Here is a 25260-nt window from a genome sequence, read left to right as displayed (position 1 = left end):
TGCCTTGCCGATCGGCGTGCATCTCAGCTTCAAATTTCGCGATCAAACTTCAGCATGATCGTGAGCGTCGCGACAAGGATGAATATGCCGAGGCCCGTCCAAGCCAAATGGTTGGAAAGCCATTCAAAGGCTAGATAGAAGGCGTACATACTGCCTTCTGATGGGCTTTCGCTATGGTGTCCAGAAGGGATTGTATTTTGGCGATCCGTTACGAAGCTGCGGTATCAAGCTGGTGGCGATTGGTTTGGCTCAGCATGGGCCTGCAATTGCATCGGTACGGCCGCGGCAGCCGGCTGGGCTTCATCCTTTCCGTGCTGGAGCCACTCGCCGTCATTACGGCTATGTACGTGATACGAGGCTTGTTCAGAGGCAAGGAGGCCGTGTACGGCACATCGCTGTTTCTGTTTATTGCTTCCGGCGTTCTTCCCTATTTCTTGTTTCTGCGGTTGTCGACAAGGACGCGAGGAACGGAGACCGGTCCAAGGAGTCGTCTGCCAGGCTTGTCGGCGCTCGATGTCTATATCGCGACGATCCTGGTCAACGCACTCATCTGGATTTTCATGATAGTCGCCATTTTTCTGGGCATGTGGCTCTATGGCATCGATCAAGCCCGCCCGTATTCCATTGCGACCTGTGCGCAGCCGATCGTTCTCCTAATTCTCTTTGGGATGGGCGTCGGAATGATCAACAACGTGATCACGCGCTATATCACTGCCTGGAACAGTATTTTCGCAGTCTTGACACGAGGGCTGATCTTTTTGTCCGGCGTCTTTTTTATCGTGGATATTCAGCCCATTAGATGGCGCGCGTGGTCGATCCTCAATCCGCTGTCTCATGGCGTCGAGTGGTTCCGACTCGGTGTCTACGGACGCTATCCGCACAACTCTCTGGATATATCGTACTTCGTCGAGTGGGTGTTGATTGCGCTCTTTATCGGTTTGGTCGTGGATCGTGCTGCGCTTCGAACCCTCGATCGGAATTAGGAAGCGTGTCTTCCGGGCTCTCACGTCGGATATGATCGCTCCTGAAGCGGGGACGAATTGAAGTAATTGCGGGGTCGGCCGGTGTTCGTGCTTTATGCTGATTTGCTGTATCTGGCTGCGATACTCGTCGTCCTCTCGGTCGCCGCCATCGTTGGTCTCTGGCAGCATCAAGCCAAACCCGAAGAAGACGCGGTGCGCGCGATCCTGCTTTCCGACGAGGTTCGTGCGGCCGTTGCGCGGGCTCGCAGCGAAGCCCGGGAAAAGGCCCTCGAAGAAAGGAGGGCGAGAAGGGCGAAGGCGCGCAAGGGGGGATCGGCCAGCAAGAGTGTCCAAGAGTGATCGTCGTCCTGGACATCAGGCGATTGCACGACAGGGTCGCCCCGATCCCGCAGCCACGCGTCGCGGCGAGCACGTGGGCAAATCCATGCATCGCGATGACGAATAGCTCGACCGCTCTTCAAACGGCTTGCAAAGTGATCTAAGCTTGACAGGAAATCGCTGCAATCAACACTCGATATCTATGTGCTTAATTGGCAGCAGTTCCGGCTGCTACGCTCTAACGAGCAGAGCGTGTCATAGCTCGCGCGTTGTATCATCGTAGGTCGTCTCGTTCGGTGAACTCACGATATGATCGTCTTGAATTCCGTGTCGAAGGAGGTCGGACGAGGGGCTTTCCGGCGTCTGGTGGTCGAAGGCGTCACGTGGACGATACCGTCGCGCGCACAGATCGCCATCTTCGGCCATCGGGGTGCCGGCGTTTCTCAGTTCTTGGAAATTCTTGCCGGTACGTCTCTTCCCACAACGGGATGGGTAACGCGGCGCGGGTTGACCTGCCCGCCGAGTGGATACTTGAAATTTGCCGGTTTCGGCACGTTGCGCACTCTGATTGAGCGCCTGTCGATCCTATATAACGTCGATCCCCTTGAGATCGGTGAATTCGTCGAGAGCGCCTTGCAGCGGCGGCAGCTGCTCGACGTGCCCGTGAAGCGCTTTCCGCCATTGCTGCGAAGGCAGTTGAGCTACGCCCTCATGTACGCCATCCCCTGCGACACGTATCTGTTTGATGGGGCAATATCTGGTGGTGGCGGCGCAGCATTCCGGACGTTCTGCCAAACCGCTTTCAACCTGCGTCGCAAAGAGGCCGGCATGATCGTGGGCCTCACCTCTTCTGCCGCAGGTTCCATGTTCGACGATTCGACGGCAGGAGCGGTGCTGTATCGAGGAAGGCTCACTCTGTACCGGCACTTGTCGGACGCCATGGCAGTCTTCGATGCCTTGCCTCCAGAGGAGGCGATTCCGAATCAGGTTCTTTCGGAGGAGGCGGAGCCCGAGCAAGAAGAGTTCATGTGACGGTAGCGCGTGCGCATCACCGATGTTTGATGATCCCGTGAGCCATCGTCCCCGTCGTTCTGCTCCCTCAGGTTTCACGAGAGGATTTTCTTCGCCTTCATACTGCAGTTAGAGTCTGACGGGACCGAAAACGCCAGACGCCGAACCACATGGCTTGTACCGGTGCCACAATTCAGCATAGTTGTTGAGAATCGTCGCGGACGTGCCGTTTGGCGACGGGAGGAAAAAGCCGCGTGGTCGAAGATTCAAGCAAGTCGGATGCATTGTCGCTCTCGGAAGCGGCGATGGACGGGACCGGGATTTTTGAGGTTCGAAAGGGCGTCTTTCTGGATGTTCTGGAGAAGCAGACCTATCTGGTGCACCGTCACTTTCGCGGGTCTCTGCCCGACTCCAGTGGCATCGAGGCGGGGTTCGACGCGGGTCCCGTGTACGTGGTCTATGCAAACGACAGCTACGTCGATCTTCGGGCGGGGTTGACCCTGATCGACGGCACGCCGGTCCGCGAGACCGCGGTCGTGCCGAAGCTCTTTGCCAACTACAAGGGCGCCTCCGCAGACGAATTCGCAGACGCGCCTGGCATCGATGACGGGCGCATCGTGTTGCCCCTCGCCTCCCAGCGCATGGGAAACTACTGCCGATGGTGGCTGGACAGCGTGGGCAAGCTGTTCGTGTGCAGCAAGTCCTCGCTCCTGCGCGAGAACCTCCGGGGAAGCAGTCTGGATGTCGTCGTCCCCGAACTCCCTATGTCGTACCAGCAGCAGACGGTGGATATGCTCTCCTGGCGGCCGCTCGTCTCCGCAAATCACACCGACCGCCTGTTGCGCGGCAGGACCGTCAATTCGTCCGGCCTGACATTCGGGGGCGGCCAGCGTATCGGCACGCAGGTGCGTGAAATGGCGCGGTTTCTCGATCTGCTGCTCCCGTCGCCCGTTCGCCGCGCGCGTGACCGAAGTGGCGAGCTCCTGTTCGTGACGAGAAACGAATCGTCCATGCGGCGCATCCTCAACGAGGACGAGTTGTTGCCCGAGCTCAAAGACATGGGCTTTCGCGTCATTTCACCGGCGACGCTGTCGCTGCAGGAGCAGATCGACGCTTTTCGAAATGCGCGCATCGTCCTGTCGGCCCACGGCGCGCAGCTGACCAACATCCTCTTCTGCCGCCCGAACACGACGCTGATCGAGATCTTCCCGGAAGGTGGGGTTCACGGGTCGGCGTTCTTGAGAATCGCAAGCCAACTGGGATTCAACTATTACTACGTCGTCGGCGAGAAGGTCGAAAACAAGCAATCCAGGAAGAATCCGAACAACGCCGATCTGACCGTCGACAAAGAGGCGTTCCTCCGCTTCACGCGAGAAATCGTCGACGCAGAGTTGGGCAGGCGCGAGGAGGCTTGAGGCGGGAGGGCGCCTGCTGTCTGGCAATGCATTCGGGACTGAAACCTGCGATGCCAGGACCGGACGGGGCGAGGCGGCCCCAGTGTCCTTCAAGGCGGGTAGGACATCCTTCGACGATGCCGGTCCCTATTTCTGGTCGCGTGCGGCGTCCGGGTCGGCCTGCTGTTCGCGCGCCGCGTTGGAGCGCATGAGGGCCTTCCTGGCGAGTCGGTCGACGAATGCCTTGGTGGCGTGGAGCACCTCGTTGCCATGTTCTGCCTTGGTGAAGTCGTCCTCCAGACTTTGCCCGTAACGTCGCTGCCAGCGCTCGACCATGACACGATCGAGAGCGCGCGCCTCGTCCTCCTCCATCTCGATCATTTCACGGGTGAGCAGAATCTCGAGGATGAAATCATGGGCGAGTGCCATCGACAATGCGGCCGTACTGGCGTCGATGCCCCGGATGCGCGCATCCTTTTCATCTTCGAACATGAAAGCCGTCCTCCCAAGAGAAGCCTGATCCGATCAGATCAAGTAGGCCAATCAGCCCGCGCGGGCCAGCCCAAGCAGCGCGCGCCCGCCGATGCGCAGTGGCAATGTACCGGCGGACGGGTGGACTGGCGATGTCCCTTGCCTTGGCCTGCATCCACCCAGCCGCTATACATCGTTCCGTGCGGACGTGGCGGAACTGGTAGACGCACCGGACTTAGACGCGACGTTTGAGTGCTCGCCGGGAAACCGGCGATGCAGAACTGCTCAAATTCGGGGAAACCTTGAATGGCAATCCCGAGCCAAGCCCGGTGACGGGAAGGTGTAGAGACTAGACGGGCAGCACCTAAAGCAGGCGCCAGGGTGAAGGGATAGTCCAGACCACGAACGACCGTCCGGCCGCTGCCGGGTGGATCGGCGGCAAAAGCCGAAGTGGTACGAAAATCCGTTGAGGGCAACCTCGTGAGGGTTCGATTCCCTCCGTCCGCACCATCTCCTCAGAACGGATCAGCCGGCCGCAAATCGCCCCGGCGACAGCGACTCCTCCGTGACCCCGAGATCGGCGACTTCGGCAGGGAGGGGCTTGCCCAGCGCCAGCGCGGCGGCGAGCTGGCCGGCGGCGTAGCCGGTCTGGATGCCGTAGCCGCCCTGGCCGGCCAGCCAGAAGAAGCCCTCGATCTTGGGGTCGTAGCCGGCGACCAGGTTCTTGTCGTGCACGAAGGAGCGCAGGCCGGCCCACTTGTTCTTGATGCGGCGGATCTGCAGCGTGCTCGCGGTCTCGATGCGCTCGACCGCGGTGGCGACGTCGATCTCCTCGGGTTGCGCGTCGCAGGGCGGCGAGGGCGTCTCGTCGGCGAGCGAGCCCAGGAACTGGCCGACCTCGGGCTTGAAGTAGAAGCTCTCGTCGAAGTCGATCAGCATCGGCAGCGGTCCGAGATCGAGGCCCTGCGGCGCGTCGAAGGTGAAGGCGGTGCGCCGCTTCGGCACCAGCCCGATCGGCACGCAGCCGGCGAGGCCGCCCAGCACGTCGGCCCAGGCGCCCGCCGCGTCGATGATGTTGGTCGCCCGCACGAGCTCGCCATCGCGCAAGGTCACATTCCACAGCCCGTCGATGCGGGCGAGGCCTAGGACCTCGGCATCGAGGCGCAGCACCGCGCCGGCGGCGCGCGCGCCCTTCAGGAAGCCGCCGTGGATCGCGGCCACATCCATGTCGTCGGCTTCGGGTTCGAACACGGCACCGCCGCCCGCCACCTCGGGCTTGAGGATGGGGAGGCGGCGCAGCACCTCGGCGGGCTCCAGCCAGCGGACCGAGGGCACGAGGCGTGCATAATCCGCCGCGGCCGCCTTCACGGCCGCTTCCTGTCCGGCATGCCCGGCGACCAGCGCGCCGCGCGGCGTCAGCAGGGGATGGTCGGCGAAGCCCGCCGGCGGATTGCGATAGAAACGGCCCGAGGCGACCGTGATGGCGCGGATCTGGGCGCTGCCATAGGTCTCGGAGTGCAGGGCAGCCGAGCGCCCCGTGGTGTGATAGGCGGGCACGGTCTCGCGCTCGAGGATGATCACCTTCGCATGGGGCGCGAGGTGATAGGCGACGGAGACGCCGGCGATGCCGGCGCCGACAATGGCGAAATCGAAATCCTGCATGGGCGGCACATTGCAAGGTCGATGCCACGCCTGCAATAGTCGGCGCGAGGAAACGACGCCCATGAACATCGCCCATCTGCTGCTGGGCTCCGCGCAGGAGTTCCGCGACCTGCCCGCGCTGGCCCGCGGGATGTCGCCGCACCTCAATCATCGCGAACTGTGGCGCAAGGTCTCGGTGATGAGCACGCATCTCGTCGCCCGCTTCGGCCTCGCGCGCGGCGACCGCGTGGCCTTCGCCATGGCCAACTGCGTCGAATCGATCGAGGTCATGTACGCGATCTGGCACGCAGGCCTCTGCGCCGTGCCGATGAACGCCAAGCTGCATGCGAAGGAATTCGCGTTCATCCTGGAGAATTCGAGCGCGAAGCTCTGTTTCGTGACACCCGACCTCGCCGGCACGATCGCCGAGGCCGCGCGGGAGGCGCCCGCGCTGAAGGAGATCGTCGACGTCACGACGCGCTCCTACAGCTTCATGGCGGTGGGCGACCCGAGCCAGATCGCCGATGCGGAACCTACCGACCTGGCCTGGCTGTTCTATACGTCCGGCACCACCGGCCGGCCCAAGGGCGCCATGCTGACGCACCGCAATCTGCTGGCGATGACGCTCAATTACTTCGCCGACGTCGACCGGCCGCCGCCGGGCGGCTCGATCGTGCATGCCGCACCCATCAGCCATGGCTCGGGCCTGTGGAACTTCCCGATGCTGGCGCGTGGCTCGGTGCAGGTCTTCCCCGAGAGCGGCAAGTACGAGGTGCCCGAGACGGTCGAGCTGATGAACCGCTGGCCGCAATGCTCGATCTTCCTCGCACCCACCATGGTGAAGCGGCTGATCGAGCATGGCAGCGTGTCGGAGCTGCAGCCCGAGGCGCTGAGGCTCATCACCTATGGCGGCGCGCCGATGTACGTCTCGGACCTCAAGCGCGCGCTCGAGGTGCTGGACAACAAGCTGGCGCAGCTCTACGGCCAGGGCGAGAGCCCGATGACCATCACGCATCTCAGCCGCGAGTATCATGGGGACCGCACGCATCCGCGCTGGGAGCAGCGCCTGGCCTCGGCCGGCCGCGCGGACTCCTGCATGGAGGTTCGGATCGTCGACGAGGCGGGCCGTCAGCTGCCCGTGGGCGAGGTCGGCGAGATCATCTGCAAAGGCGATCCCGTGATGGCGGGCTACTGGAACAACCCCGAGGCCACGGCGCGCTCGCTGCGCGACGGCTGGCTGTGGACCGGCGATGTCGGCGCCTTCGACGAGGAGGGGCTGCTCACGCTCAAGGACCGCTCGAAGGACATGATCATCTCGGGCGGCTCCAACATCTACCCGCGCGAGATCGAGGACGTTCTGAACCTCCATGGCGGCGTCGCCGAATGCTCGGTGGTCGGCCGCCCGCATCCGGAATGGGGCGAGGAGGTCGTGGCCTTCATTGTCGCGCGCGCCGGGCAGACCCTCTCACCCGCCGAGCTCGACAGGCTCTGCCTCGACAACATCGCCCGCTTCAAGCGCCCCAAGGATTACAAGTTCATCGAGGCGCTGCCGAAGAACAATTACGGCAAGATCCTGAAGACGGAGCTGCGGAAGCTGCTCTGACTCTCGTGTAGGCTTACCATCCACTAAGAGGACAATCACATGGGCAGTCTGATCGACTTCAAGCGTCCCGACGGATCGACCTGCAAGGGCTATCTGGCGGAAGCGGGCAAGGGCAAGCCGGGGATCGTCGTGATCCAGGAATGGTGGGGTCTCAACGACCAGATCTGCGGCGTCGCCGACCGGTTCGCGCGGCAGGGCTTCAACGCGCTGGCGCCCGACCTCTACAAGGGTCGCGTGACCCAGAAGCCGGACGAGGCCAACCACATGATGAGCGGCCTCGATTTCGTCGGCGCCGCCGACCAGGACATCGCCGGCGCCGTGAAGCATCTTGCCGAGATGGGCGGCAAGGTCGGCGTGATGGGCTTCTGCATGGGCGGCGCGCTCACCATCGCGGCCTGTGCCCGCGTGGGCGGCATCTCCTGCGGCGTGCCCTTCTACGGCATCCCGCCGGGCCAGCTCGCGGATCCGGCCAAGATCACGGTGCCGCTGCAGGGCCACTTCGCCAACCAGGACGACTGGTGCACGCCGGCCGCCGTCGATGCGCTCGAGAAGACGATGAAGGGCGCCGGCCACAGCCCGGAGATTTTCCGCTACGACGCTGCGCATGCCTTCTCCAACGAGCGCAGCGAGGCCTATGACGTGAAGTCGGCCAACGCGGCGTGGGAGAGGATGCTCGAATTCCTGAAGAAGCACCTCTGATCATTGGAGCGCGCCACTCCCGTGGCGCTCTTCTCATGATTCATGAGCGCAACTGGAGTTGCGCGCTCCCATGACGATCCGCCCCGCCTTCGGCCTCGCGATCGTCGGGCTGGGCGCCTCGCTCGCCCCGCTCGACATCGCGGTCAACGTGGCGCTGCCGGCGATCACGGCGCACTTCAGGGTGCCGCTGGGCGACGTGCAGTGGCTCGTGATCTGCTACGTGCTGGTCTACGGCTCGCTGATGCTCGTCTGCGGCAAGCTGGGCGACCTGTTCGGGCACCGGCTGATCTTCCGCGTCGGCCTCGCGATCTCCGCCGTCGGGTGCGCGGCCTGCGCGGCGGCGCCGGACTGGCCGCTGTTCCTGTGGGCGCGCGGCGCACAGGGGATCGGCACGGCCCTGGCGCTGTCCTGCACGCCCGCACTGGCCACCTCGCTGTTTCCCGAGAGCGACCGCACCAAGGCGCTGGCGGGGTTCGCCAGTACCATGGCGATCGCGGCCGCCATCGGCCCGTTCCTGGGCGGCGCACTGGTCGAACTCTGGGGCTGGCCCGCCGTCTACTGGGTGCGCGTGCCGCTCGCGCTCGCCACGCTCGCTCTGTCCGGTCTGCTGCCCTCGCCGAAGCCCGATTCGCGGCCCTTCGATGCCGTTGGGGCGGTGCTGCTGGCGGCCTGCATGAGCACGCTCCTCCTGTCGCTCACCTTCGCGCAGCGCAGGGAGATTCCGGGACCGTGGTCGCTAGCGATGGCCCTCGTCGCGCTGGGCCTGATCGTGGCCTATGTCCGCCGCGCCAACCGGGTGCCGGAGCCGATCATCCGGCCGTCTCTGTTCGCCGATCCGCGCTTCACGATCCCCAACGTGCTCAATGCGCTGGCCAATCTCGCGGGCTTCGCCATCCTGCTGCTGACGCCCTATTACCTCGTGAACGTGCTGAAGCTGACGCCGCTGGGCGTCGGCATCGTGCTGGCGATGGCCTATGGCGGCAGCCTGACGGGCGCTCCGCTCTCGGCCTTCCTGGTGAGCCGCATCGGCCAGCGGCCGACCGTCTTTGCGGGCGTCGCCTGCGTCGGCCTCGGTCTGCTGCCGCTGGGCTTCACCGGGATCGACACGCCGGTGCTCGTCGTGGCGGCGCTGCTGGTCCTCGAAGGCATGGGGCAGGGCCTGCTGACGGTCGCCTATACCGACATCGTCACGGCCACCCTGCCGGCGCGCGACCGCGGCGTCGCCGGAAGCCTGTCGCTGCTGACCCGCACCATCGGCATCGTGGCCGGCGCCTCGGTGCTGACGGCGCTGCAGGCCCACGGCGCGCAGGGTTTCATGAACATGGCCGGGTTCCTCGCCGGCTACCGCTTCGCCTTCGTGGCGGCAGGTGGCGGCCTCCTGGCCGTGCTGTTTCTGTCGCTCCTCTGGCCGGGCCTCTGGTCCGCGCAGCCGCTCAAGGCGAATAAGCATTGATCGATCTGCTTTCGTTGGGGGGCTGCTCCGCGCCGCGCCCATCAGGTGTTCCTGACGCGCAAGCGCTCAGTCAGAGCGTACGATTGCCGTAAGGGCGCTGGAAGAAGACGCGCGAGAGATCGTCTTCGATCGTCACCGAACGCAGGAACGTCACGCCTTGACGGCCGTACGCGTAGGGAAGCATGAAAAGACGCTTGCCCTTGGCGTCCTGGCCGAGCACGCGGGCGAGATATTCATATCTGGCCCGCGCCAATTGCGGAGAACGATCGCCCTCGACGGCGATGTAGACGCGCTCCCATTCGCCGGGCCTCATCACGGAGCGCATTTCCTCGACGGCAACGGCCAGGGCGGCAAGCGTGGCCGCAATCTCGGCGTCGAAGTTGCGCGTCACGGCTGGGCGCGTGCGCTGGACGAAGGCATCGACGTCGGCAGGCGAGGTCTGCGTGCCCGCCGCAATGCGGTCGAGCATGTCCAGCGACGACTGAAGGACCGTGCGCTGGTCAGGCAGTTGGGCGACCGGAATGACGGAGGTATCCAGCGCATCGAGGGCCGCTCGCACTCTGGAAGCGTAGCTCGCGGCGTTCTGCTTGTTGTCGCCCTGTGATGACGCGAGCTGGAATGCCACCAAGGGCACCTGCCTCAGTAGCGTATACTGTTCAAAGAGCTTCGCATCGAACCTGTGGTGCCACAAGCCTGAGCCGCGCAACAAGAAGAGCGTCTGGCCGTCGACCGTGGCCAGCGGGGCGACTGTTTCGCCTGGTCCGGATCTGACGCGATCAAAGGTGGCGCCAAGTGATCCATCCAGCTCTTCGAACGTCTCAGGTCCGGTCGTCGCTGCTGCTGTGCTGCCGGTTGGAGGCTGGGTGCTGCAGCTCGACAGCAGGCATCCCAGAGCGAGCAGGATTGCTACGCGGGCGGCCCCGACGCTTGTCATGGTTCGCGGCCGACGTTCACTGTGCCGAAGAAGGCGCGGGACGCCGGGCTCTGTCTGAAAACAGACGCAGACCCGCCTGGCGCGACGAAGGAGACGCGGTCTTCCTGTCCCGGACCAAGAAGCCGCTTGAAGTAGGCGTATCTCTCCTGGGCAGCATAAAGAACGCCGTCGTGGCTGCCGATGACGATCCGCAGTTGATTCCATTCACCCGCCTTGAGAACCCCGCGCATCTCGGCTGTGGCAGCGTCGAGTGACGGCTGGAGCTCAATTACCATGGCATCGAAGTTGGCGCGGACGAGCGGCCCCATGCGCCTCGCGAATGCCTCGATCTCGTCGCGGGGCACGTCCACGCCGGTTTCGATCCTTGCAAACATCTCGTCGGAAGCCTGGAGTATCTGCCTCTGGCGGGGACGGTCACTGACCGGAATGAGCGACGCGTCGATCTTGCCAAGCACTTCGGCGATTCGGCGTCGGTAGGTAACGGCCTCGCGACGCCGGAAATCGGCTGGGCAGAAGGTTAACAGATAGGCACCCATCGGCACGCCCCCGATGTTCTTGTACTGCACGGCCGCGAGCGTGACGTAGTTCCGCGTCCAGTCCGCCTGCCCTGGGCGCTTCAGCACAATGCGCGTCAGGTCGACGACGGCAACGGCGCCGACAGGGACTGGTTCGGGCCGGGTGAGCGGATCAGGGAAATGCTCAAGTTGCTGAAACACGTCCTTCGGTGGCAACGGGGGGTAAAGAGCGACCGAGGGCTGGGCGAACGTATCGGCGGCGATGCCGGTGAGAAAAAGGGCCGCTGCCGCCGACTTACCCAGCAGCACCACTTTCGGCACGATGGATCGAAGCGTGATCATGCCGTCGATTATGCACTGCGCTGCCCGCCCCGGGCGAGGAGGAGTTCCAGGCGGGGGTGGAATCAATCGCAACCACATCGTTGCCGAAGGGCCGAGGATCCGTGCCACCCCGATCCTCACGGCAGCTTGATGTCGCCCTTCTTGATGATCGCACCGAACATGGCGCTCTCGGCGCCGATCTGTGTCCTGAAATCCGAGGGGTTGAGATAGGTCACGCGCATGCCGCCATTGTGGACCTTGGTCATGATGTCGGGTGCGCGGAGCGCGTCTGCAATCGCCTGGTCGAGGCGCGCGATCGCTTCGGGCGAGGTGCCGGCAGGGGCCAGGATACCGAACCAGGAATCGCCGCCTTCCTTGCCATAGCCGGTCTCCTGAAGGGTGGGAACATCGGGGAAATCCGGGTGGCGTACTTCGGCCAGCATCGCGAGCGCGCGCAGCTTGCCAGCCTTGATGTGCGGCAGGGTGGTCTGGTCGAATTGCGCCTGGATCTCGCCGGCCAGCAGCGCGTTGGTCGCGGGCGCACTGCCGCGATAGGGCACGTGGGTCATCCGGATGCCGGCTTCGAGGCAGAGCATCTCGCCGAACAGGTGGGTGATCGTGGCCAAGCCGGCCGACCCGTAGTTCAGCTTGCCCGGATTGGCCTTCGCATAGGCCACGAACTCCGCGACCGTGTTGGCCGGCACCGACGGATGGACGGCGAAGGCGCCCCACGAGGTCGACATGCGCGAGACCGGGACGATGTCGCGATCGGGGTCGAACGGGATTGGCTGCAGGTGCCGGGTGATGCAGACCATCGCCGTCGTCGTGGTGAGGAACGTGTGATGGTCGACCGGCTGGTTCTTCACGAACTCCGCCCCGATCATGCCCGAGGCGCCGGCCTTGTTGTCGAACAGCACGCCCTGGCCCAGCAGCTGGGCGGCACGCTCCATGACGATCCGGCTCGAAACGTCCGACGGCCCGCCGGGCGGATAGGGGATGACGAGCCGAAGCGGCTTGGCGGGCCAGGGCGCCTGTGCGATCGCGGGCGACGCGAGCGCGGTTGCAAAAGCCGAGGCGGTGAACGCACGACGACGCATGGACGCTCCTCCGATTCATTCTTGCTTGGAGAGAGCCTCCCACACGAGCGCCCGGCTCGCCAGCCCGGCCCAGCAGCTTCGCGCTAGGCTCCTCCCATGAAACGGTTTGGCGGTCCCAGGGTGGCCGCGACGTTCAAGGCCTATCCGCCCGAGGGGCGCGCCCGGCTGCCCTTGGGTGAGCTAAGGCACTGCCTGGCCCGCGCGCTCACCCATCACCGGCGCGCGAAGTAGCGGTTGCGCAGGGACAGGCACTCCTCCTCGAGGATGCCGGTCGTGAATTTGATGTCGGCGCCCACGAACTCGGCAAACGTCTCGACGGAGTAGCGGCCGAAATTGCGTCCCACCGTCTTGAAGCGAAGGCCCAACACCCAGTGGCCGACCTTGGCGTTCAACAAGGCGCCGGCGCACATGGGGCAAGGCTCTACCGTGGTGTAGAGCGTCGTGCCCGACAAGTCGTCCGTGCCAAGCGTGCGGCATGCATCGGAAATGGCGTCGGTCTCCGCATGGATCAGCGAGCTGGCCGTGTGGATGCGGTTGCGTCCGCGGCCGACGATTTCGCCCGCCCGCACGATCACCGCGCCAACGCCCATGTCGCCTTCTTTGTCCGCGACGGCGGCGAGTTCGAGTGCCTGCCGCATCATCGTCTCGTGATGGTCCGTGTCCATGGCCACGATCATGGACAGGGCGTGTCGCATCGTCACCATGATTCCAGACCGGCCGTTCGTGCTAGGCTCGATCTCAATCCTTCCCTCCCCAGAAGACGGGAGAGGAAGATGAAGCGGGAGCGGAGCGGCATGACCGGCAAGCTGAAGGACAGGGTGGCGATCGTCGTCGGAGCGGGCTCGAGCGGGCCGGGCTGGGGCAACGGCAAGTGCACGGCCATCACCTTCGCGCGCGAGGGCGCCAGGGTGTTCTGCGTCGACCTGAAGCGGGCGGCCGCCGAGGAGACGGTGGGGCTGATCGAGAAGGAGGTCGGTCCCGGCTTCGCGGTCGCGCACGAGGCCAACGCCTCGAACAACGCCGAGGTGAAGGCCATGGTCGATGCCTGCATGGTGAAGTGGGGCCGGGTCGACATCCTCGACAACAATGTCGGCATCGGCTCGCAGGGCGGGCCGGTCGAGTTGAGCGAGGACGAGTGGCACCGCGTGTTCGACGTCAACGTGAAGAGCTTCTTCCTCACCGCCAAGCACGTGCTGCCGATCATGGAGAAGCAGGGCAAGGGCGCGATCGTGAACGTGAGCTCGATCGCCTCGATCCGCAGCCCCAAGGGGATTTCCTATCTGGCCTACAATGCCAGCAAGGGGGCGGTGAACTCGCTCACCATGGCGATCGCCTCGCAGTATGCGGAGAAGGGCATCCGCTGCAACGCGATCCTGCCCGGGCTGATGCACACGCCGATGATCGACTTCCTGGCCGAACAGTATGCCAAGAGCGAGAAGGACCATAACCAGGCCTACGAGAAGATGATTGCCATCCGCGACCACGCCTCGCCGACCGGCAAGATGGGCACCGGCTGGGACACCGCCAACGCCGCCCTGTTCCTCGCGTCGGACCAGTCGGCCTACGTGAACGGCCACCTGCTGGTGGTCGACGGCGGCATCACGGTGCGGGCCTAGAGCGTCCGGGTTGCAGCGGCCCCCCCTCTGCTGAGGGGCGCCGCGGCGGTATCGCCTGAGGGAATAATCGAAATAAACGAAATATACGAAATAAATGAAACGACCTTGGGATATTCACCGGCAGGTACCTGGATACCGCGAGGAACCCGGTCAGCGGCGCGCGCGTCTCAGGATCGTGCGGAAGACGATCGGTCCGGTGATGATGATCAGGAACAGCCGGAACAGATGGTGGGTCGCGACCATGGCGATCTCGATGCCGAGCGCCAGGCCGATCAGGCTCATCTCGGCAAAGCCGCCGGGGGCGTAGCTCAGCACGGTGGCGTCGAGGTTGAGGCCGGTGAGCGCGTGGGTGATCTCGGCGAATCCCACGGCGCAGGCGATCAGGATGAAGGCGGCGCCGATCGAGGCCGCCATCTCCTTGTGCAGCCGGTCGAAGTTGGTGCCGACGAAGCGGCAGCCGATGCCGGTGCCGACCACGACCTGCGCCGCCGCGACCAGGAAGCCCGGCGGCTGCGAGCTGGTGAAACCGCCGAGATGGGCAATGGCGCTCACAATCATCGGGCCCATCATGAAGCTGGCGGGCAGACGCAGCAGGCGGCCGAGCACCGCGCCGATCACGCCGCAGGCGATGAGGATGGCATAGTCCTTCCAGTCGTTGCCGGTCGGACCGTGGACCATGGTGAGAACGCTGGTCTGCGCGCCGTTCACCAGCCGGTACCAGACTGGGATGGTAAGCACGACCGTGAGGATGCGCAGCGCGTGGGCGAGCGCGATCGCGCGCTCCTGGCCGCCCATGGCGCCGCCCATGATGGTCATGTCGTTCAGGCCGCCCGGCATGGCCGCGAAGTAGCAGGTGACCTTGTCCCAGTCGGTGACCCGCCGCAGCCAGGCGTAGCAGAGCGTGGCGCCGGTCATGGTCATGCCGGTGAGGACACAGAGGCTGACCGCCCATTCGCCCAGCCGCTGCACCAGCTCCGGCGTGAAGCCCGATCCCAGCAGCACGCCCAGGATGATGATCATGCCCTGGCGCAGCCGCACCCGCATGCCCACGCGCAGGCCGAGGAAGGCGGCCACGGTCGAGAAGACGCAGGCGCCCAGCATCCACGCGAGCGGCATGCGCAGCCAGTCGAACACGAAGCCGCCCGCCGTGCCGATGGCGAGCGCCAGCGCGAGAGGCTGCCAGCCCTCGTGGCCGATGATCCTCTTCTTCCCGGGCTTGGAGGGGGTGTCCTTGCCGCTCAAGGAGCGAACTGCTCCTTGAGGATCCGTTCCTCGAGATCGTGCTCGGGGTCGAACAACAGGGTGAGTTTCGTGTCGCTGGCCTCGGTTACGGCGACATGGGCGACGTTGGCGATCTCCACCGAGTCGGCTGCCGCTGCGACGGGACGCTTCTTGGGATCGAGGATCGTGAATTCGACCTTGGAGGTGCGCGGCAGCAGTGCGCCGCGCCAGCGCCGCGGCCGGAAGGCGTTGATCGGTGTCAGCGCCAGCAGGCCGGCGCCCAGCGGCAGGATCGGTCCATGGGCCGAGAGATTGTAGGCGGTCGAGCCGGCGGGCGTGGCCACCAGCACGCCGTCGCAATGCAGCTCGGGCAGACGCTTCTGGCCGTCGACCGCGACCTCGATCCGGGCGGTCTGGCGGCTCGAGCGCAGCAGCGACACCTCGTTGATCGCAAGCACTTCCGAGGCCTTGCCGCGGGTGTTGGTGGCCACCATGCGCAGCGGCGTCAGCGTCACCTGGCGGGCCTTCTTGAGGCGCTTCAACAGGTTGGTTTCCTTGTAGGTGTTGAGCAGGAATCCGACCGTGCCGAGGTTCATGCCGTAGATCGGCTTGAGCCGTCGCATGTTGCGGTGGAGGGTCTGCAGCATCAGCCCGTCGCCGCCGAGCGCGACGATGATGTCGGCTTCGGCAGAGGTTGCCGCGCCGTAGATCTGTTCGAGGCGTGCCTTGGCCTCGCGGGCCGTGGATGTGCTGGCGGAGACGAAGGCGAGGCGGGGAGCGGGCGGGGACTGGACGGCCATACGGGATACAGCAATGCCTCGGGTGCAGGAATCGCACTATAGCCGCCCGCTGCGCCGGTGCGATAAAATCCCGGTCACAAAAGAAACGGCGAGGAGGAACGCGATGGAACTGGTCCCACTGGGCGATGGTTTTGGCGTCGAAGTGAAGGGCGTGTCGCTGCTCGACGTTGCGACCGATGCCGAGGCCTACAAAGCCGTCCGCGAGGCTTTCGAGACCCATTCGCTGCTGGTGTTCCGGGACCAGCAGATTGCCGACGACATTCAGGTCGCCTACAGCCGTGCCTTCGGGCCGCTGGAACTCACCAAGGTCGCGTCGCTCGGTGCCAACAGCTTCTATTCGCGCCTGACCAACGTGGGCCAGCAGGGCGAGATCGTGCCGCCGGATCACCGCCAGGTGCTGATCGCCAAGGCCAATGCGCTCTGGCACACCGACTCGTCCTTCAAGAAGACGCCGGCGCTCGCCTCCGTGCTGACGGCGCGCGTGCTGCCGGGCGAGGGCGGCGAGACCGAGTACACCTCCACGCGGCTCGCCTGGGAACGGCTGCCGGCGGACGTGCAGGACAGGCTGAAGGACGCCGTGGCAACGCATTCCTATGCCAACAGCCGCGACCAGATTCATCCCGACCTCGCCAATGCCGAGGAGCGCAAGGCTCTGCCGCCGGTGCGCTGGCGGTTGAACTGGCGCAATCCGGCCAACGACCGCCGCGCCCTCTATGTCGCGAGCCATGCCTATGCGATCGACGGCATGGACGACCGCGACGCGCGCCAGCTGCTCGCGCAGCTGCTCGACGAGGCGACGCGGCCGGAATTCGTCTACAGCCACAAATGGCGCCAGGGCGACGCGGTGATGTGGGACAACCGCGCCATGCTCCACCGCGGCCGCCCGTGGGACTACACGCGCGAGCGCTCGATGGTGCGCACGACGATCTCGGCGACCGACGCGGACGGGCTCGGCGAAGTCACGCCGCCCGTCGTTCACTAGAGTTTCAAGGGAGACTGTTGGCTCGGCGGAGACTGGCGGCCCGGCGCGGAGCCCGCGCCGCCAGCTCGAGGCGGGACGCTATTCCGCGGCGGCGAGGCGCTGCTGGTTCTGCTGGGCCGCGACCTTGGCACGGGCGAGATCCTCGCCGCGGCGCTTGTTGACGGCCGCACCGCCGCCCGCCGTGTCGGCGAACAGCGACAGCTTGTCCATGTCGTCGTCCATCACGGGCTGCAGCGCGAGGTCGGTGTATTCCAGGCGCTTCGGGTCGTTCTTGACCTTGCGGCCGATGGCGATGCCCTGCAGCGTGAGGCGGGCGTAGATCTTGAGCTTGCGCCAGAAATCCGCCGCCACCTTGTAGTGGAACACGCCGATCGGCTCGATCGGCATGCCATGGCGACGGTCGAGGCGGTACTTCATGCGCACCGCGCCGCCTTCCAGCGGATGCACGCCCTCGGCCTCGAACATGATCTTGAACATGGTCATGAAGCGCGCCGGCTCGGCCGGGTCGCGACCCGGGATCGCGCCATGGCGGCGTGCCACCGTCTCGATATGCTCGGGCGTGTAGTAGGACTTCCAGGCTTCGCGATAGACCTGCTCGAACTCCGCGTCGCTCATCTTCGGGTGATGCACGCAGCGATGATGGACGTCGTACTTGTTGAGGTCGGGGTCCATCCACACACCCTGCTTCCACAGGGTCTGGTGATCCTCCGAACCGGGGAGCGGCGTCAGCATGAACAGCTCGAGGATGTCGAGCGGCAGCTCCTTCTTGATGATCTCCATGTCGCGCAGGATCGAGGCGCGTGTGTCACCGGGGAACCCGAGAATGTAGCCGGCCCAGGTCGAGGCGCCGCTGGTGTGCCACGCCTGCAGCATCTTGCGGTACTCGGTGATCTTGTTCTGGCGCTTCTTGGCGGCCAGCAGATTGTCCGGGTTGACGTTCTCGAGGCCGATGAAGACGCGATAGACGCCGGCCCAGCGCGCCTTGTTGATGAAGTTCGGAATGCGGTGGCACTGGGTGTCGACCTGGATGATCAGGGACAGCTGGATGCCCTCGTTCTCCTTGAGCTCGATGAGCCGGTCGAAGAAGTCTTCCCAGTGCTTGTTGCGGGCCATGTTGTCGTCGGTGATGAAGAACGACGTGATGCCCTGCTTGTAGTTCTCGCGGATGATCGCTTCGAGATCGTCGGCGGTGCGGAAGCGGCTCTTGCGGCCCTGCACGTTGATGATGGTGCAGAACGAGCACTGGAACGGGCAGCCGCGGCCCAGGTCGAAGCTCGACATGCCGCCCTCGTTGCGCGCCAGCGCCGATGGCGGCAGGTGCGGGGTGGGAGCGCCCTCGAGGCCCGGCAGATCGTCCATGTAATTGTAGAGCGGCTTCATGGTGCCGTTCAGCGCATCGCGCAACACGAGGTCGAAGCGGCCTTCCTCGGCTTCGCCGGCGAAGATCGAGACGCCCATGTCCATGGCTTCCTGGATCTCGGGCGGGATCACCGGCAGCATCGAAAGGCAGCCCGACACGTGGAAGCCGCCGATCGCCACGGGGAAGCGGCCCTTCAGGAACTTGCGCGCCAGGTCGACCGCGTGGGGATACTGGTTGGTCTGGACGCCGACCAGGCAGATGAGGCCCTTGCCGCCGCTGCGCTCGATCTGGGCCATGAGCCGGTCCGGCCTGACGCGGGTGTTGGTCTCGTCGATCGGGTGAATGACGATGTCGACGTCCGGCCCAAGCACCTGCCGTGCACGACAATCCTCGCCGAGCCCGTAGAGGGCGGCCAGTGTGTTGGAGGGGATATGCGACCGAAGCCAGGTGATCGGGTAGCCGTCGTCATCGTAATGAGTAGGCTTGATCAGGATGAGATGAAACTTAGTACGCTTCACGGCACCGCCCATAGCGGACTTCTCCAAGACATTACCCGCACGCGGCTCGAGCCCAATTACCGCTTGACGGCATCTGTTGTCACAATGCTCTGAGCCGGTCCCCGACGCAACGGGGCGCTACCGAAAATTCTCAGAATGAATGCGGAATAGAACCACTAGAATTAGGGTTTTGTGAGGCCAAGCCCAGCCATTAGTGCGGACGCGCCATGACGAGGCGACGATTGTCGTTTGCGACGTGAAGGCGCAACCTCAGCGTGCCCGAAGCGCTCCGAAAAATGCGCAGGGTGAGGGAACGAACAGGAATTGAGCCTCATCACCCGTGCGCCCGCCCTGGCGCCTTTCCAGATTCGCAGTTTCCGGTTCCAATGGCCGGCCGACCTCCTCGCCTCCTGGGCGTTCGAGATGGAGACCGTCATCCTCGGCTGGTTCGTGCTGGTTTCGACCGGTTCGGTCCTGGCGCTGGCGGTTTTCGGCTCGCTGCAGTTTCTCGGTACGCTGATTTCGCCGTTGTTCGGTATGGCGGGGGACCGGATCGGAAACCGCAACGTCCTGCTGCTCATGCGGACGGCCTATCTGGTCCTCGCGTCTTGTCTCGCCGTCCTGTTCCTGAGCGGTCTTGCGGCGCCGGTGCCCGTTTTCGTTCTGGCAACGACCATGGGGCTGGTTCGCCCGTCGGACATCACGATGCGCAACCTGCTGGTCGGCGAGACCATGCCGGCCGACTATCTGATGCGGGCGATGGGCGTGTCGCGGACGACCGCCGACTCCGCGCGCATCGTCGGCGCCCTTTCGGGCGCCGCGCTGGTCGCTTCCCTCGGTTCGGGGCTGGCCTATGTGGCGGTCTGCGGCGTCTACGCGGTGTGCCTCGCGCTGACCCTGGGCGTGGGCATACGTCGCGTGCGGATCCTGGGGGAAGGCGAGGGGACGCCGTCGGCGCTCGGCGCATTAAGGCAGGGCTTCGCCTATGTCTGGTCGACGCCCGTCGTGCGTGCAGTGATGCTGCTCGCGTTTCTCGTGAACTTCGCGGCCTACCCGCTCACCGGCTCGCTGCTCGCCTATGTCGCGAAGGACATATACCGGATGGATCAGACCGGCTTGGGTTGGTTGATCGCCTGCTTTGCCGGCGGCGCGCTCAGCGGCTCGATCCTCGTCTCCCTCTATGGCGCCCATATCCGGCCGGCGCGCACCATGATCGTCTGCACGCTGGTTTGGCTGTCGCTCAATCTCGTCTTTTCGTGGCTCACGACGCCCTTGCTGGGCGAGATCGTCCTGTTCGGCTCGGGACTCTTCCAGAGCTTCTGCATGATCCCGATGTCGGTGATCCTGCTTCGGGTCACCAATCCGGCGCTGCGGGGCTGCGTCATGGGCGTACGCATGCTCGCGGTCTACGGCATGCCGCTCGGGCTGCTGCTTTCGGGCCCGCTGGTCGAATGGACCGGTTTTGCGACCACGGGGACGTTCTACAGCGTGCTCGGTATCGTATTCACCTTGGCGATCGCGGTGTGGTGGCGGGCCGATCTGTGGCACCGCGCAGCCCCCGTGAACGTTCGCTAGGCGCAACCTACCGAACGGCGTTGCGTTCGAGCGGGCATGCAACGCCCCTTCGCCATGACCGTCGCTCTGGCGATGGCAGTTCTTTTTGCCGCTTCCCTTCCGGCCGGCGCCCAGTCCTCCGACGAGGAGAAGCCCGCGCCGCGGACCTCGGCCACCGAGGACGAGCAGCGCAGCATCTACACGTTCCAGGTCGAGAACGACGTGTTCAACCGGTTCGGGCGGTCGGACCGCGACTATACGAGCGGGCTCAGGATCGGCTGGCTTTCGCCCGCCATCACCGAGATGCCGCACGGCCTCGTGGCAATGACGACGGTCCCGACCTTCCTGGGCGAAGCACCGGCGGATTCCGTCATTCGTCGGGTCGCTGTGTCGGTTGGCCAGAATATCTACACTCCGGAAGACACCTACGTGTCTTATCCGATCTACGACGACCGGCCGTATGCGGCGTGGCTCTATGCGAGCTTCGCGTTGCAGTACACCTACAAGCGTCATGACCCGGCGACGGGACGCGATGAGCCGACCCGTCTCGACACGCTGCAGCTCGATCTCGGCGTCATCGGCCCGGCCGCGGGCGGCGAGTTCGTTCAGAACAACTTCCACAAGCTGATTGGCGTGGAGCCCGCCTATGGCTGGGGCAACCAGCTCCACAACGAACCCACGGTCGGCCTCTCTTTCGAGCGGCGCTGGCGCACGGGGCGCGCCGTTCTGATCGACAATCCCAAGCTGGAGGTGGACTTCATCCCGCGCGCTGCGGTGGCGATCGGCAACGTCGCGACCTATGGCAGCGTCGGGGGCACGGCGCGTATCGGCAAGAACCTGCGCGACGACTTCGGCCCGACCCGCGCCCGTCCTGCTTTGCCGGGATCGGACGCCTTCATCGGCGATGGCAGCTTCGGCTGGTATCTGTTTGCGGGGATCGACGGGCAGGCGGTCGCCCGCAACATCTTCCTGGATGGCAATACCGACGGGTTCAGTCAGCGCGTGTCGCACCGGCCCTTCGTCGGCGAGGTGCAGGCCGGACTGGCGGTGCTTTGGGGCGGTGTGCGAATCTCCTATACCCAGATCCTGCGCACGCCGGAATTCTTCGAGCGCGACCGCATCACGCAGTTTGGCTCGATCAATCTCACCTTCAGATACTGAGACCAAATAAAAGGGGCGCCCGAAGGCGCCCCCTGGACCGTGGACAGGCCGCTATATGCGTCCCATCAACAGCAGCACGATGACGATGATGAGCACCAGTCCGATACCACCGCTCGGGTAGTAACCCCAGCCGCTACTGTGCGGCCAGGTCGGCAGCGCCCCGATCAGTATGAGAATCAGGACGATGAGTAGAATGGTGCCCAACATTGATTGCTCCTTAGCCTAGGTTTGCCTCGGCGAACGACCAGTTCGCGAGCTTGTCGAGCCAGGCCTGGACGTGGTCCGGCCGGCGGTTCTGGAAGTCGAGGTAGTAGGCGTGCTCCCAGACGTCGGCGACGAGGAGCGGGGTGCCGCCATGAGCGATCGGCGTGTCGGCGTTGGCGGTCGTCTCGATCTTCAGCTTGCCGTCGGCGCCCTTCACGAGCCACGCCCAGCCGCTGCCGAACTGACCCACGGCCGCCGCCTTGAAGGCCGCCTTGAAGGCGTCGAGGCCGCCGAAGCTGTCGTCGAGCGCGCTCTTGATCTTGCCGGTCGGCTCGCCGCCCTTGGGCGTCATGCTGTTCCAGTAGAAGGTGTGGTTCCAGATCTGGCCGGCGTTGTTGAAGACCGCCTTGCCCTTTTCGTCCTTGGCCGACTTCTTGATGATGTCCTCGAGCGAGAGGCCTTCATAGGCCGTGCCCGGGACGAGCTCGTTCAGCTTGTCGACATAGGCCTTGTGATGCTTGCCGTAGTGGAAGGAGATGGTGTTGGCCGAAATCACCGGCGCAAGCGCGTCATCGGCATAGGGCAGTTTCGGAAGAGTGAAATTGGACATAACGCTATCCTTAGCTGGCTGGCCCGGATCGTCCCGGGCGGGCGGCGTCCGACATGAACGCACCTCACCTTATGACGTTGCGCGTTGCGATGGCGCTACGTTTTTTCCTGTAAAATCACAAAGCCCTGATTCGCCGTGTGGGATCGGCAAACGCCTCCGCACTCACGTGAAAGCGCTGAAAATCCGGCAAGTCGTTCTCACTCGCTGAGCTTCTGGGCGTGTCGCACGATTTTTTCAGCGAACGTTTCTCAGTCGCTCACTCTGTGGTTGCGTGCCCCTAATCGGTGAGTATTTGTGAGAACCGACCTATTCAAAGAGGAGGTTCGCCATGAAGGGCAACCCGCAGATCATCGCCGAGCTCAACAAGCTCCTGAAGAACGAGCTGACGGCGATCAATCAGTACTTTCTCCACGCTCGCATGATGAAGCACTGGGGCTTCGATCGCCTCGGCAAGAAGATCTACGAGGAGTCGATCGGCGAGATGAAGCACGCCGACAAGCTCATCGAACGCATCCTGATGCTCGACGGCCTGCCCAACCTGCAGGACCTGGGCCGGCTCGCGATCGGTGAGAACGTGCCAGAAGCGCTCGATGCCGACCTCAAGCTCGAGACCGCTGCGCGCACCGCGCTGGTCGAGGCGGTGACCGCCTGTGAGGCGGCCAAGGACTATGTCAGTCGCGAGATCGCGGTCAGCATCCTCGAGGACGCCGAGGAGCATATCGACTTCCTCGAGACCGAGATCGGCCTGATCGAGAAGGTGGGCGTGCAGAATTACCTGCAGAGCCAGATGGGCGAAGGGAAGGGGCCGAGCTGAGGCTCGGCAGCCGGACCAGTCAGTCGGCCGCGAGGAGCGTCGGCTCTACAGAACGTTCATGGGCGATCGCGTGGGCTATGCGATCGCGCATGTCGCAGGCACAGGTCCCGCACTGGGGGCTCTTGCCACAGGCGCGGAAGACATCGGCCGGGCGCCGGGCTCCGGCCCGGACGGCCGCATCGACTTCGCGCTCGCGAATGGCTTTGCAGATACAGATGAACATGCTCTGACGGCCGTTTCTTCCCGCTGTTGCGACTTACTCGCATAAGCAGGATAGGGGCGGTCCCTGCCGCTGGTCAAGGCCCCAGAGTCGGGTCTGGGGACAGCCGCGCCGCCGGCCGGGCAGCCTACTGCGGCGCGACCATGAACGGTCCGATGGCCGTGATGGCACAGTCGGAGCCCCCGGCATCGCGGCAGGCCTGAAGCGCCATGGAAGTGGCGTCCTGCTCGCTGGGCCGGCCGCTCGCAATACCTACTTTGCCATTTGCCGCCAGCGCCACGGCGCGCCAGTCGTTGGCGATCAGATAGTCGTCGAGCGCCTTGGCTTGGGCATCATCGAGGGCCGCGCCGATATCCTGCGGCGCGAAGATGTCGGTCACCCGCATCGTCTGGGGGGTGCGCACGAGAACCTCCTTGTTCACGGCGTAGACGACGCAGGGCCGTCCCGTGAGGTGGCCACAGATCTGCAGGTTCCGGCGGATCACGTCCGTGTCGGTCTCGCTCGGCGTCCACCAGTCGAAGCGGTTGTGCCCCAGCACCAAGGCCCGGGTATGCCGGCTGGTCAGATAATGGGCCGCCAGCCGTTCCCGGGCGGACTGGCGAAGCAGGGGGGCGGTCGCCGGGTCGAAGACGATCGGCGGCACCGGCTTGGCTGAGGGGATGTAGGGCGGCGGAGGCATGGGCGGCGCTCGGAACGACCAGACCACGTCGTTTTCGACCGCGTAGAGCATGCAGCGGTCGTAGTCGCGGACGATCGGGACGTCCCGTTCGACCTTCCTGTTGCAGTCGTCCAGGGCGTCCCGGCGCGCGGTCGCCTCGTCGACCCGGTCGGTCGCTGTCGCAAAGATGCCCCGCACGTTCAAGGCGAAGGCCTTGGCGCCGGTCGCATCCGCATAGTTCTGGACGGCGCGCCAACGGAAGTCGGGGGTGAAGGGAACCTCCTTCGCCACGAATCGGCGGGGCGCGGCCGAAGGGGCGGGTGGGGGCTGCGCAGGCGGCGCGGCAGCCGGTGCTGCTGCCTGAGGAGCGACTGGGGGGACGGCTGTTTGAGCCACCGCTCGATCCGTCGCCAGGGCACCCGTGGGCTCGGCGATCTGCAGCGACGGCGGAAGCGTGGGATGACGAAGGTAGAAGGTCCCGGCGAGCGCTGCCAGCAGCAGGATGGCCGTGGAGCCCCCCAGCAGGATGAGGCGCGTCCGCGGCATCGACCGGGCGACGGTATGGGCTTGGTGGGCGGGCGCTGGTCGCGCGCCGTCGATGGTCAGGCGATAGGCGTGGATGGAGCGTGGGATGTTCTTGAGGTGCTGTTCGCCCAAGTCCTCGGTGCCCAGCATCAGCTTGCCGACGATCTGTTCGTGGACCGAGGAAGAGATGCAGACGCCGCCGACCTCCGAGATCGACTCCAGCCGCACCGCCACGTTCACGGCATCGCCCATCAGGTCGTCGCCGCTTTCGACCACGTCGCCCAGGTTGACGCCGATCCGCAGGGTCAGCTGATCGTCGGCCTGCGCCGTTGCATTGGCCGAGCGCATGGCTTCCTGGATTTCCAGGGCGGCGCGCACCGCCTCGACCGGGCTCGCGAATTCGGCCAGCAACCCGTCACCGGTCATCTTGAAGACGCGTCCGCGATGCTGGCGCACGAGGGTGCCGGCCGAATCGAGTCGGGCGGCCAGCAACGCCAGCGCATGCTCCTCGTCGCGCGCCGACATGGTGCTGAATGCCACCACATCGAGGGCGAGGATCGTCGTGAGCCGTCGAACGAGATTTGTGTCGGTCATTGCG

The 25260-nt window shown here is 64.9% G+C and carries 25 protein-coding genes; 12 read left to right on the top strand and 13 right to left on the bottom strand.

The genetic code is table 11. From position 1 onward, the window contains the following. Window positions 1-197: 197 nt before the first annotated feature. From ACO07K_RS15890 to ACO07K_RS15875, 4 genes are all read left to right on the top strand, one after another. Entirely contained in the window at window positions 198-983 is a 786-nt protein-coding gene (locus ACO07K_RS15890) for an ABC transporter permease (RefSeq protein WP_422029433.1), read from the top strand. A gap of 81 nt (window positions 984-1064) precedes the next feature. Next, a complete protein-coding gene (locus ACO07K_RS15885; protein ID WP_422029431.1) occupies window positions 1065-1322 on the top strand; it encodes a hypothetical protein in 258 nt (85 codons plus the stop codon). A 288-nt stretch (window positions 1323-1610) separates the two neighbouring features. Beyond that, window positions 1611-2333: a hypothetical protein gene (locus tag ACO07K_RS15880; protein WP_422029429.1), complete on the top strand. Its 723-nt coding sequence runs from the start codon at window positions 1611-1613 to the stop codon at window positions 2331-2333. 233 nt (window positions 2334-2566) lie between these two features. Continuing rightward, window positions 2567-3727, top strand: coding sequence for a glycosyltransferase family 61 protein (locus ACO07K_RS15875; protein WP_422029427.1), 1161 nt, complete (start codon window positions 2567-2569; stop codon window positions 3725-3727). 126 nt (window positions 3728-3853) lie between these two features. Here ACO07K_RS15875 and ACO07K_RS15870 read toward each other — a convergent pair whose 3' ends face one another. Together ACO07K_RS15870 and ACO07K_RS15865 are read right to left on the bottom strand one after the other, a co-directional pair. Beyond that, window positions 3854-4198 carry a hypothetical protein gene (locus ACO07K_RS15870; RefSeq protein ID WP_422029425.1) on the bottom strand — a complete coding sequence of 115 codons (345 nt, stop codon included), beginning with the start codon at window positions 4196-4198 and terminating at the stop codon, window positions 3854-3856. Window positions 4199-4702: 504 nt separating this feature from the next. Beyond that, the gene (locus tag ACO07K_RS15865; protein ID WP_422029423.1) at window positions 4703-5839 is read right to left on the bottom strand and encodes an NAD(P)/FAD-dependent oxidoreductase; all 1137 of its coding nucleotides are present in this window, start codon (window positions 5837-5839) and stop codon (window positions 4703-4705) included. A gap of 61 nt (window positions 5840-5900) precedes the next feature. Between ACO07K_RS15865 and ACO07K_RS15860 the strand changes: the two genes are divergently transcribed. From ACO07K_RS15860 to ACO07K_RS15850, 3 genes are all read left to right on the top strand, one after another. After that, complete coding sequence (locus ACO07K_RS15860) at window positions 5901-7421, top strand: AMP-binding protein (RefSeq protein ID WP_422029421.1); 1521 nt, start codon at window positions 5901-5903, stop codon at window positions 7419-7421. 39 nt (window positions 7422-7460) lie between these two features. Continuing rightward, entirely contained in the window at window positions 7461-8120 is a 660-nt protein-coding gene (locus ACO07K_RS15855) for a dienelactone hydrolase family protein (RefSeq protein ID WP_422029419.1), read from the top strand. Window positions 8121-8190: 70 nt separating this feature from the next. Then, on the top strand, window positions 8191-9573 hold the full coding sequence (locus ACO07K_RS15850; RefSeq protein WP_422029417.1) for an MFS transporter: 1383 nt from the start codon (window positions 8191-8193) through the stop codon (window positions 9571-9573). A 70-nt stretch (window positions 9574-9643) separates the two neighbouring features. Here the strand turns inward: ACO07K_RS15850 and ACO07K_RS15845 are convergent, their stop codons facing one another. From ACO07K_RS15845 to ACO07K_RS15830, 4 genes are all read right to left on the bottom strand, one after another. Continuing rightward, on the bottom strand, window positions 9644-10507 hold the full coding sequence (locus ACO07K_RS15845) for a hypothetical protein (protein ID WP_422029415.1): 864 nt from the start codon (window positions 10505-10507) through the stop codon (window positions 9644-9646). Next, a complete protein-coding gene (locus ACO07K_RS15840; protein ID WP_422029413.1) occupies window positions 10504-11364 on the bottom strand; it encodes a hypothetical protein in 861 nt (286 codons plus the stop codon). The genes ACO07K_RS15845 and ACO07K_RS15840 overlap by 4 nt, the downstream gene beginning before the upstream one ends. 116 nt (window positions 11365-11480) lie before the next feature. After that, window positions 11481-12440, bottom strand: a complete 960-nt coding sequence (locus ACO07K_RS15835; protein WP_422029411.1) for a Bug family tripartite tricarboxylate transporter substrate binding protein — start codon at window positions 12438-12440, stop codon at window positions 11481-11483. A 212-nt stretch (window positions 12441-12652) separates the two neighbouring features. Continuing rightward, complete coding sequence (locus ACO07K_RS15830) at window positions 12653-13135, bottom strand: nucleoside deaminase (RefSeq protein ID WP_422036665.1); 483 nt, start codon at window positions 13133-13135, stop codon at window positions 12653-12655. Between the two features lie 78 nt (window positions 13136-13213). Between ACO07K_RS15830 and ACO07K_RS15825 the strand changes: the two genes are divergently transcribed. Next, on the top strand, window positions 13214-14056 hold the full coding sequence (locus ACO07K_RS15825) for an SDR family NAD(P)-dependent oxidoreductase (RefSeq protein WP_422029409.1): 843 nt from the start codon (window positions 13214-13216) through the stop codon (window positions 14054-14056). A gap of 150 nt (window positions 14057-14206) precedes the next feature. Here the strand turns inward: ACO07K_RS15825 and ACO07K_RS15820 are convergent, their stop codons facing one another. Continuing rightward, window positions 14207-15298 (bottom strand): AbrB family transcriptional regulator, encoded by a 1092-nt coding sequence (locus tag ACO07K_RS15820; RefSeq protein WP_422029407.1) that lies wholly within the window; start codon window positions 15296-15298, stop codon window positions 14207-14209. Continuing rightward, window positions 15295-16077 (bottom strand): NAD kinase, encoded by a 783-nt coding sequence (locus ACO07K_RS15815; protein WP_422029405.1) that lies wholly within the window; start codon window positions 16075-16077, stop codon window positions 15295-15297. Before ACO07K_RS15815 ends, ACO07K_RS15820 begins: the two co-directional genes overlap by 4 nt. Before the next feature lie 103 nt (window positions 16078-16180). Between ACO07K_RS15815 and ACO07K_RS15810 the strand changes: the two genes are divergently transcribed. After that, the gene (locus ACO07K_RS15810; protein ID WP_422029403.1) at window positions 16181-17059 is read left to right on the top strand and encodes a TauD/TfdA dioxygenase family protein; all 879 of its coding nucleotides are present in this window, start codon (window positions 16181-16183) and stop codon (window positions 17057-17059) included. Between the two features lie 78 nt (window positions 17060-17137). Here the strand turns inward: ACO07K_RS15810 and ACO07K_RS15805 are convergent, their stop codons facing one another. Continuing rightward, complete coding sequence (locus ACO07K_RS15805) at window positions 17138-18949, bottom strand: B12-binding domain-containing radical SAM protein (RefSeq protein WP_422036664.1); 1812 nt, start codon at window positions 18947-18949, stop codon at window positions 17138-17140. A gap of 291 nt (window positions 18950-19240) precedes the next feature. Here ACO07K_RS15805 and ACO07K_RS15800 point away from each other — a divergent pair, with 291 nt between their 5' ends. Together ACO07K_RS15800 and ACO07K_RS15795 are read left to right on the top strand one after the other, a co-directional pair. Beyond that, window positions 19241-20491 (top strand): MFS transporter, encoded by a 1251-nt coding sequence (locus ACO07K_RS15800; RefSeq protein ID WP_422029401.1) that lies wholly within the window; start codon window positions 19241-19243, stop codon window positions 20489-20491. Between the two features lie 36 nt (window positions 20492-20527). Continuing rightward, complete coding sequence (locus ACO07K_RS15795) at window positions 20528-21631, top strand: lipid A deacylase LpxR family protein (RefSeq protein ID WP_422029399.1); 1104 nt, start codon at window positions 20528-20530, stop codon at window positions 21629-21631. Window positions 21632-21682: 51 nt separating this feature from the next. On the opposite strand, the gene ACO07K_RS15790 is transcribed toward ACO07K_RS15795, so the two are convergent. Beyond that, the gene (locus ACO07K_RS15790) at window positions 21683-21838 is read right to left on the bottom strand and encodes a DUF3309 family protein (protein ID WP_298307994.1); all 156 of its coding nucleotides are present in this window, start codon (window positions 21836-21838) and stop codon (window positions 21683-21685) included. Window positions 21839-21848: 10 nt separating this feature from the next. Further along, window positions 21849-22445, bottom strand: coding sequence for a superoxide dismutase (locus ACO07K_RS15785; RefSeq protein WP_422029397.1), 597 nt, complete (start codon window positions 22443-22445; stop codon window positions 21849-21851). Window positions 22446-22773: 328 nt separating this feature from the next. Between ACO07K_RS15785 and bfr the strand changes: the two genes are divergently transcribed. Then, window positions 22774-23259, top strand: coding sequence for a bacterioferritin (gene bfr / locus ACO07K_RS15780; protein ID WP_422012329.1), 486 nt, complete (start codon window positions 22774-22776; stop codon window positions 23257-23259). Between the two features lie 19 nt (window positions 23260-23278). Here the strand turns inward: bfr and ACO07K_RS15775 are convergent, their stop codons facing one another. Beyond that, a complete protein-coding gene (locus ACO07K_RS15775) occupies window positions 23279-23482 on the bottom strand; it encodes a (2Fe-2S)-binding protein (RefSeq protein WP_422012331.1) in 204 nt (67 codons plus the stop codon). A gap of 124 nt (window positions 23483-23606) precedes the next feature. After that, window positions 23607-25256, bottom strand: coding sequence for an adenylate/guanylate cyclase domain-containing protein (locus ACO07K_RS15770; protein ID WP_422029395.1), 1650 nt, complete (start codon window positions 25254-25256; stop codon window positions 23607-23609). Window positions 25257-25260 lie beyond the last annotated feature (4 nt).

This window comes from Reyranella sp. (genome assembly GCF_965228225.1).
Taxonomy (GTDB): domain Bacteria; phylum Pseudomonadota; class Alphaproteobacteria; order Reyranellales; family Reyranellaceae; genus Reyranella.
The sequence above is the reverse complement of the archived record's forward strand: the minus strand, read 5'-3'. Positions and strand labels throughout refer to the sequence as shown.

What these genes read in the sequence shown, in the direction of transcription:
- ACO07K_RS15880 (WP_422029429.1), top strand. Translation starts at nt 1,611, where the DNA reads ATGATCGTCTTGAATTCCGTGTCGAAGGAGGTCGGACGAGGGGCTTTC.
- ACO07K_RS15870 (WP_422029425.1), bottom strand. Translation starts at nt 4,198, where the DNA reads ATGTTCGAAGATGAAAAGGATGCGCGCATCCGGGGCATCGACGCCAGT.
- ACO07K_RS15865 (WP_422029423.1), bottom strand. Translation starts at nt 5,839, where the DNA reads ATGCAGGATTTCGATTTCGCCATTGTCGGCGCCGGCATCGCCGGCGTC.
- ACO07K_RS15860 (WP_422029421.1), top strand. Translation starts at nt 5,901, where the DNA reads ATGAACATCGCCCATCTGCTGCTGGGCTCCGCGCAGGAGTTCCGCGAC.
- ACO07K_RS15855 (WP_422029419.1), top strand. Translation starts at nt 7,461, where the DNA reads ATGGGCAGTCTGATCGACTTCAAGCGTCCCGACGGATCGACCTGCAAG.
- ACO07K_RS15850 (WP_422029417.1), top strand. Translation starts at nt 8,191, where the DNA reads ATGACGATCCGCCCCGCCTTCGGCCTCGCGATCGTCGGGCTGGGCGCC.
- ACO07K_RS15845 (WP_422029415.1), bottom strand. Translation starts at nt 10,507, where the DNA reads ATGACAAGCGTCGGGGCCGCCCGCGTAGCAATCCTGCTCGCTCTGGGA.
- ACO07K_RS15840 (WP_422029413.1), bottom strand. Translation starts at nt 11,364, where the DNA reads ATGATCACGCTTCGATCCATCGTGCCGAAAGTGGTGCTGCTGGGTAAG.
- ACO07K_RS15835 (WP_422029411.1), bottom strand. Translation starts at nt 12,440, where the DNA reads ATGCGTCGTCGTGCGTTCACCGCCTCGGCTTTTGCAACCGCGCTCGCG.
- ACO07K_RS15830 (WP_422036665.1), bottom strand. Translation starts at nt 13,135, where the DNA reads ATGCGACACGCCCTGTCCATGATCGTGGCCATGGACACGGACCATCAC.
- ACO07K_RS15825 (WP_422029409.1), top strand. Translation starts at nt 13,214, where the DNA reads ATGAAGCGGGAGCGGAGCGGCATGACCGGCAAGCTGAAGGACAGGGTG.
- ACO07K_RS15815 (WP_422029405.1), bottom strand. Translation starts at nt 16,077, where the DNA reads ATGGCCGTCCAGTCCCCGCCCGCTCCCCGCCTCGCCTTCGTCTCCGCC.
- ACO07K_RS15810 (WP_422029403.1), top strand. Translation starts at nt 16,181, where the DNA reads ATGGAACTGGTCCCACTGGGCGATGGTTTTGGCGTCGAAGTGAAGGGC.
- ACO07K_RS15805 (WP_422036664.1), bottom strand. Translation starts at nt 18,949, where the DNA reads ATGGGCGGTGCCGTGAAGCGTACTAAGTTTCATCTCATCCTGATCAAG.
- ACO07K_RS15795 (WP_422029399.1), top strand. Translation starts at nt 20,528, where the DNA reads ATGCAACGCCCCTTCGCCATGACCGTCGCTCTGGCGATGGCAGTTCTT.
- ACO07K_RS15790 (WP_298307994.1), bottom strand. Translation starts at nt 21,838, where the DNA reads ATGTTGGGCACCATTCTACTCATCGTCCTGATTCTCATACTGATCGGG.
- ACO07K_RS15785 (WP_422029397.1), bottom strand. Translation starts at nt 22,445, where the DNA reads ATGTCCAATTTCACTCTTCCGAAACTGCCCTATGCCGATGACGCGCTT.
- bfr (WP_422012329.1), top strand. Translation starts at nt 22,774, where the DNA reads ATGAAGGGCAACCCGCAGATCATCGCCGAGCTCAACAAGCTCCTGAAG.
- ACO07K_RS15775 (WP_422012331.1), bottom strand. Translation starts at nt 23,482, where the DNA reads ATGTTCATCTGTATCTGCAAAGCCATTCGCGAGCGCGAAGTCGATGCG.
- ACO07K_RS15770 (WP_422029395.1), bottom strand. Translation starts at nt 25,256, where the DNA reads ATGACCGACACAAATCTCGTTCGACGGCTCACGACGATCCTCGCCCTC.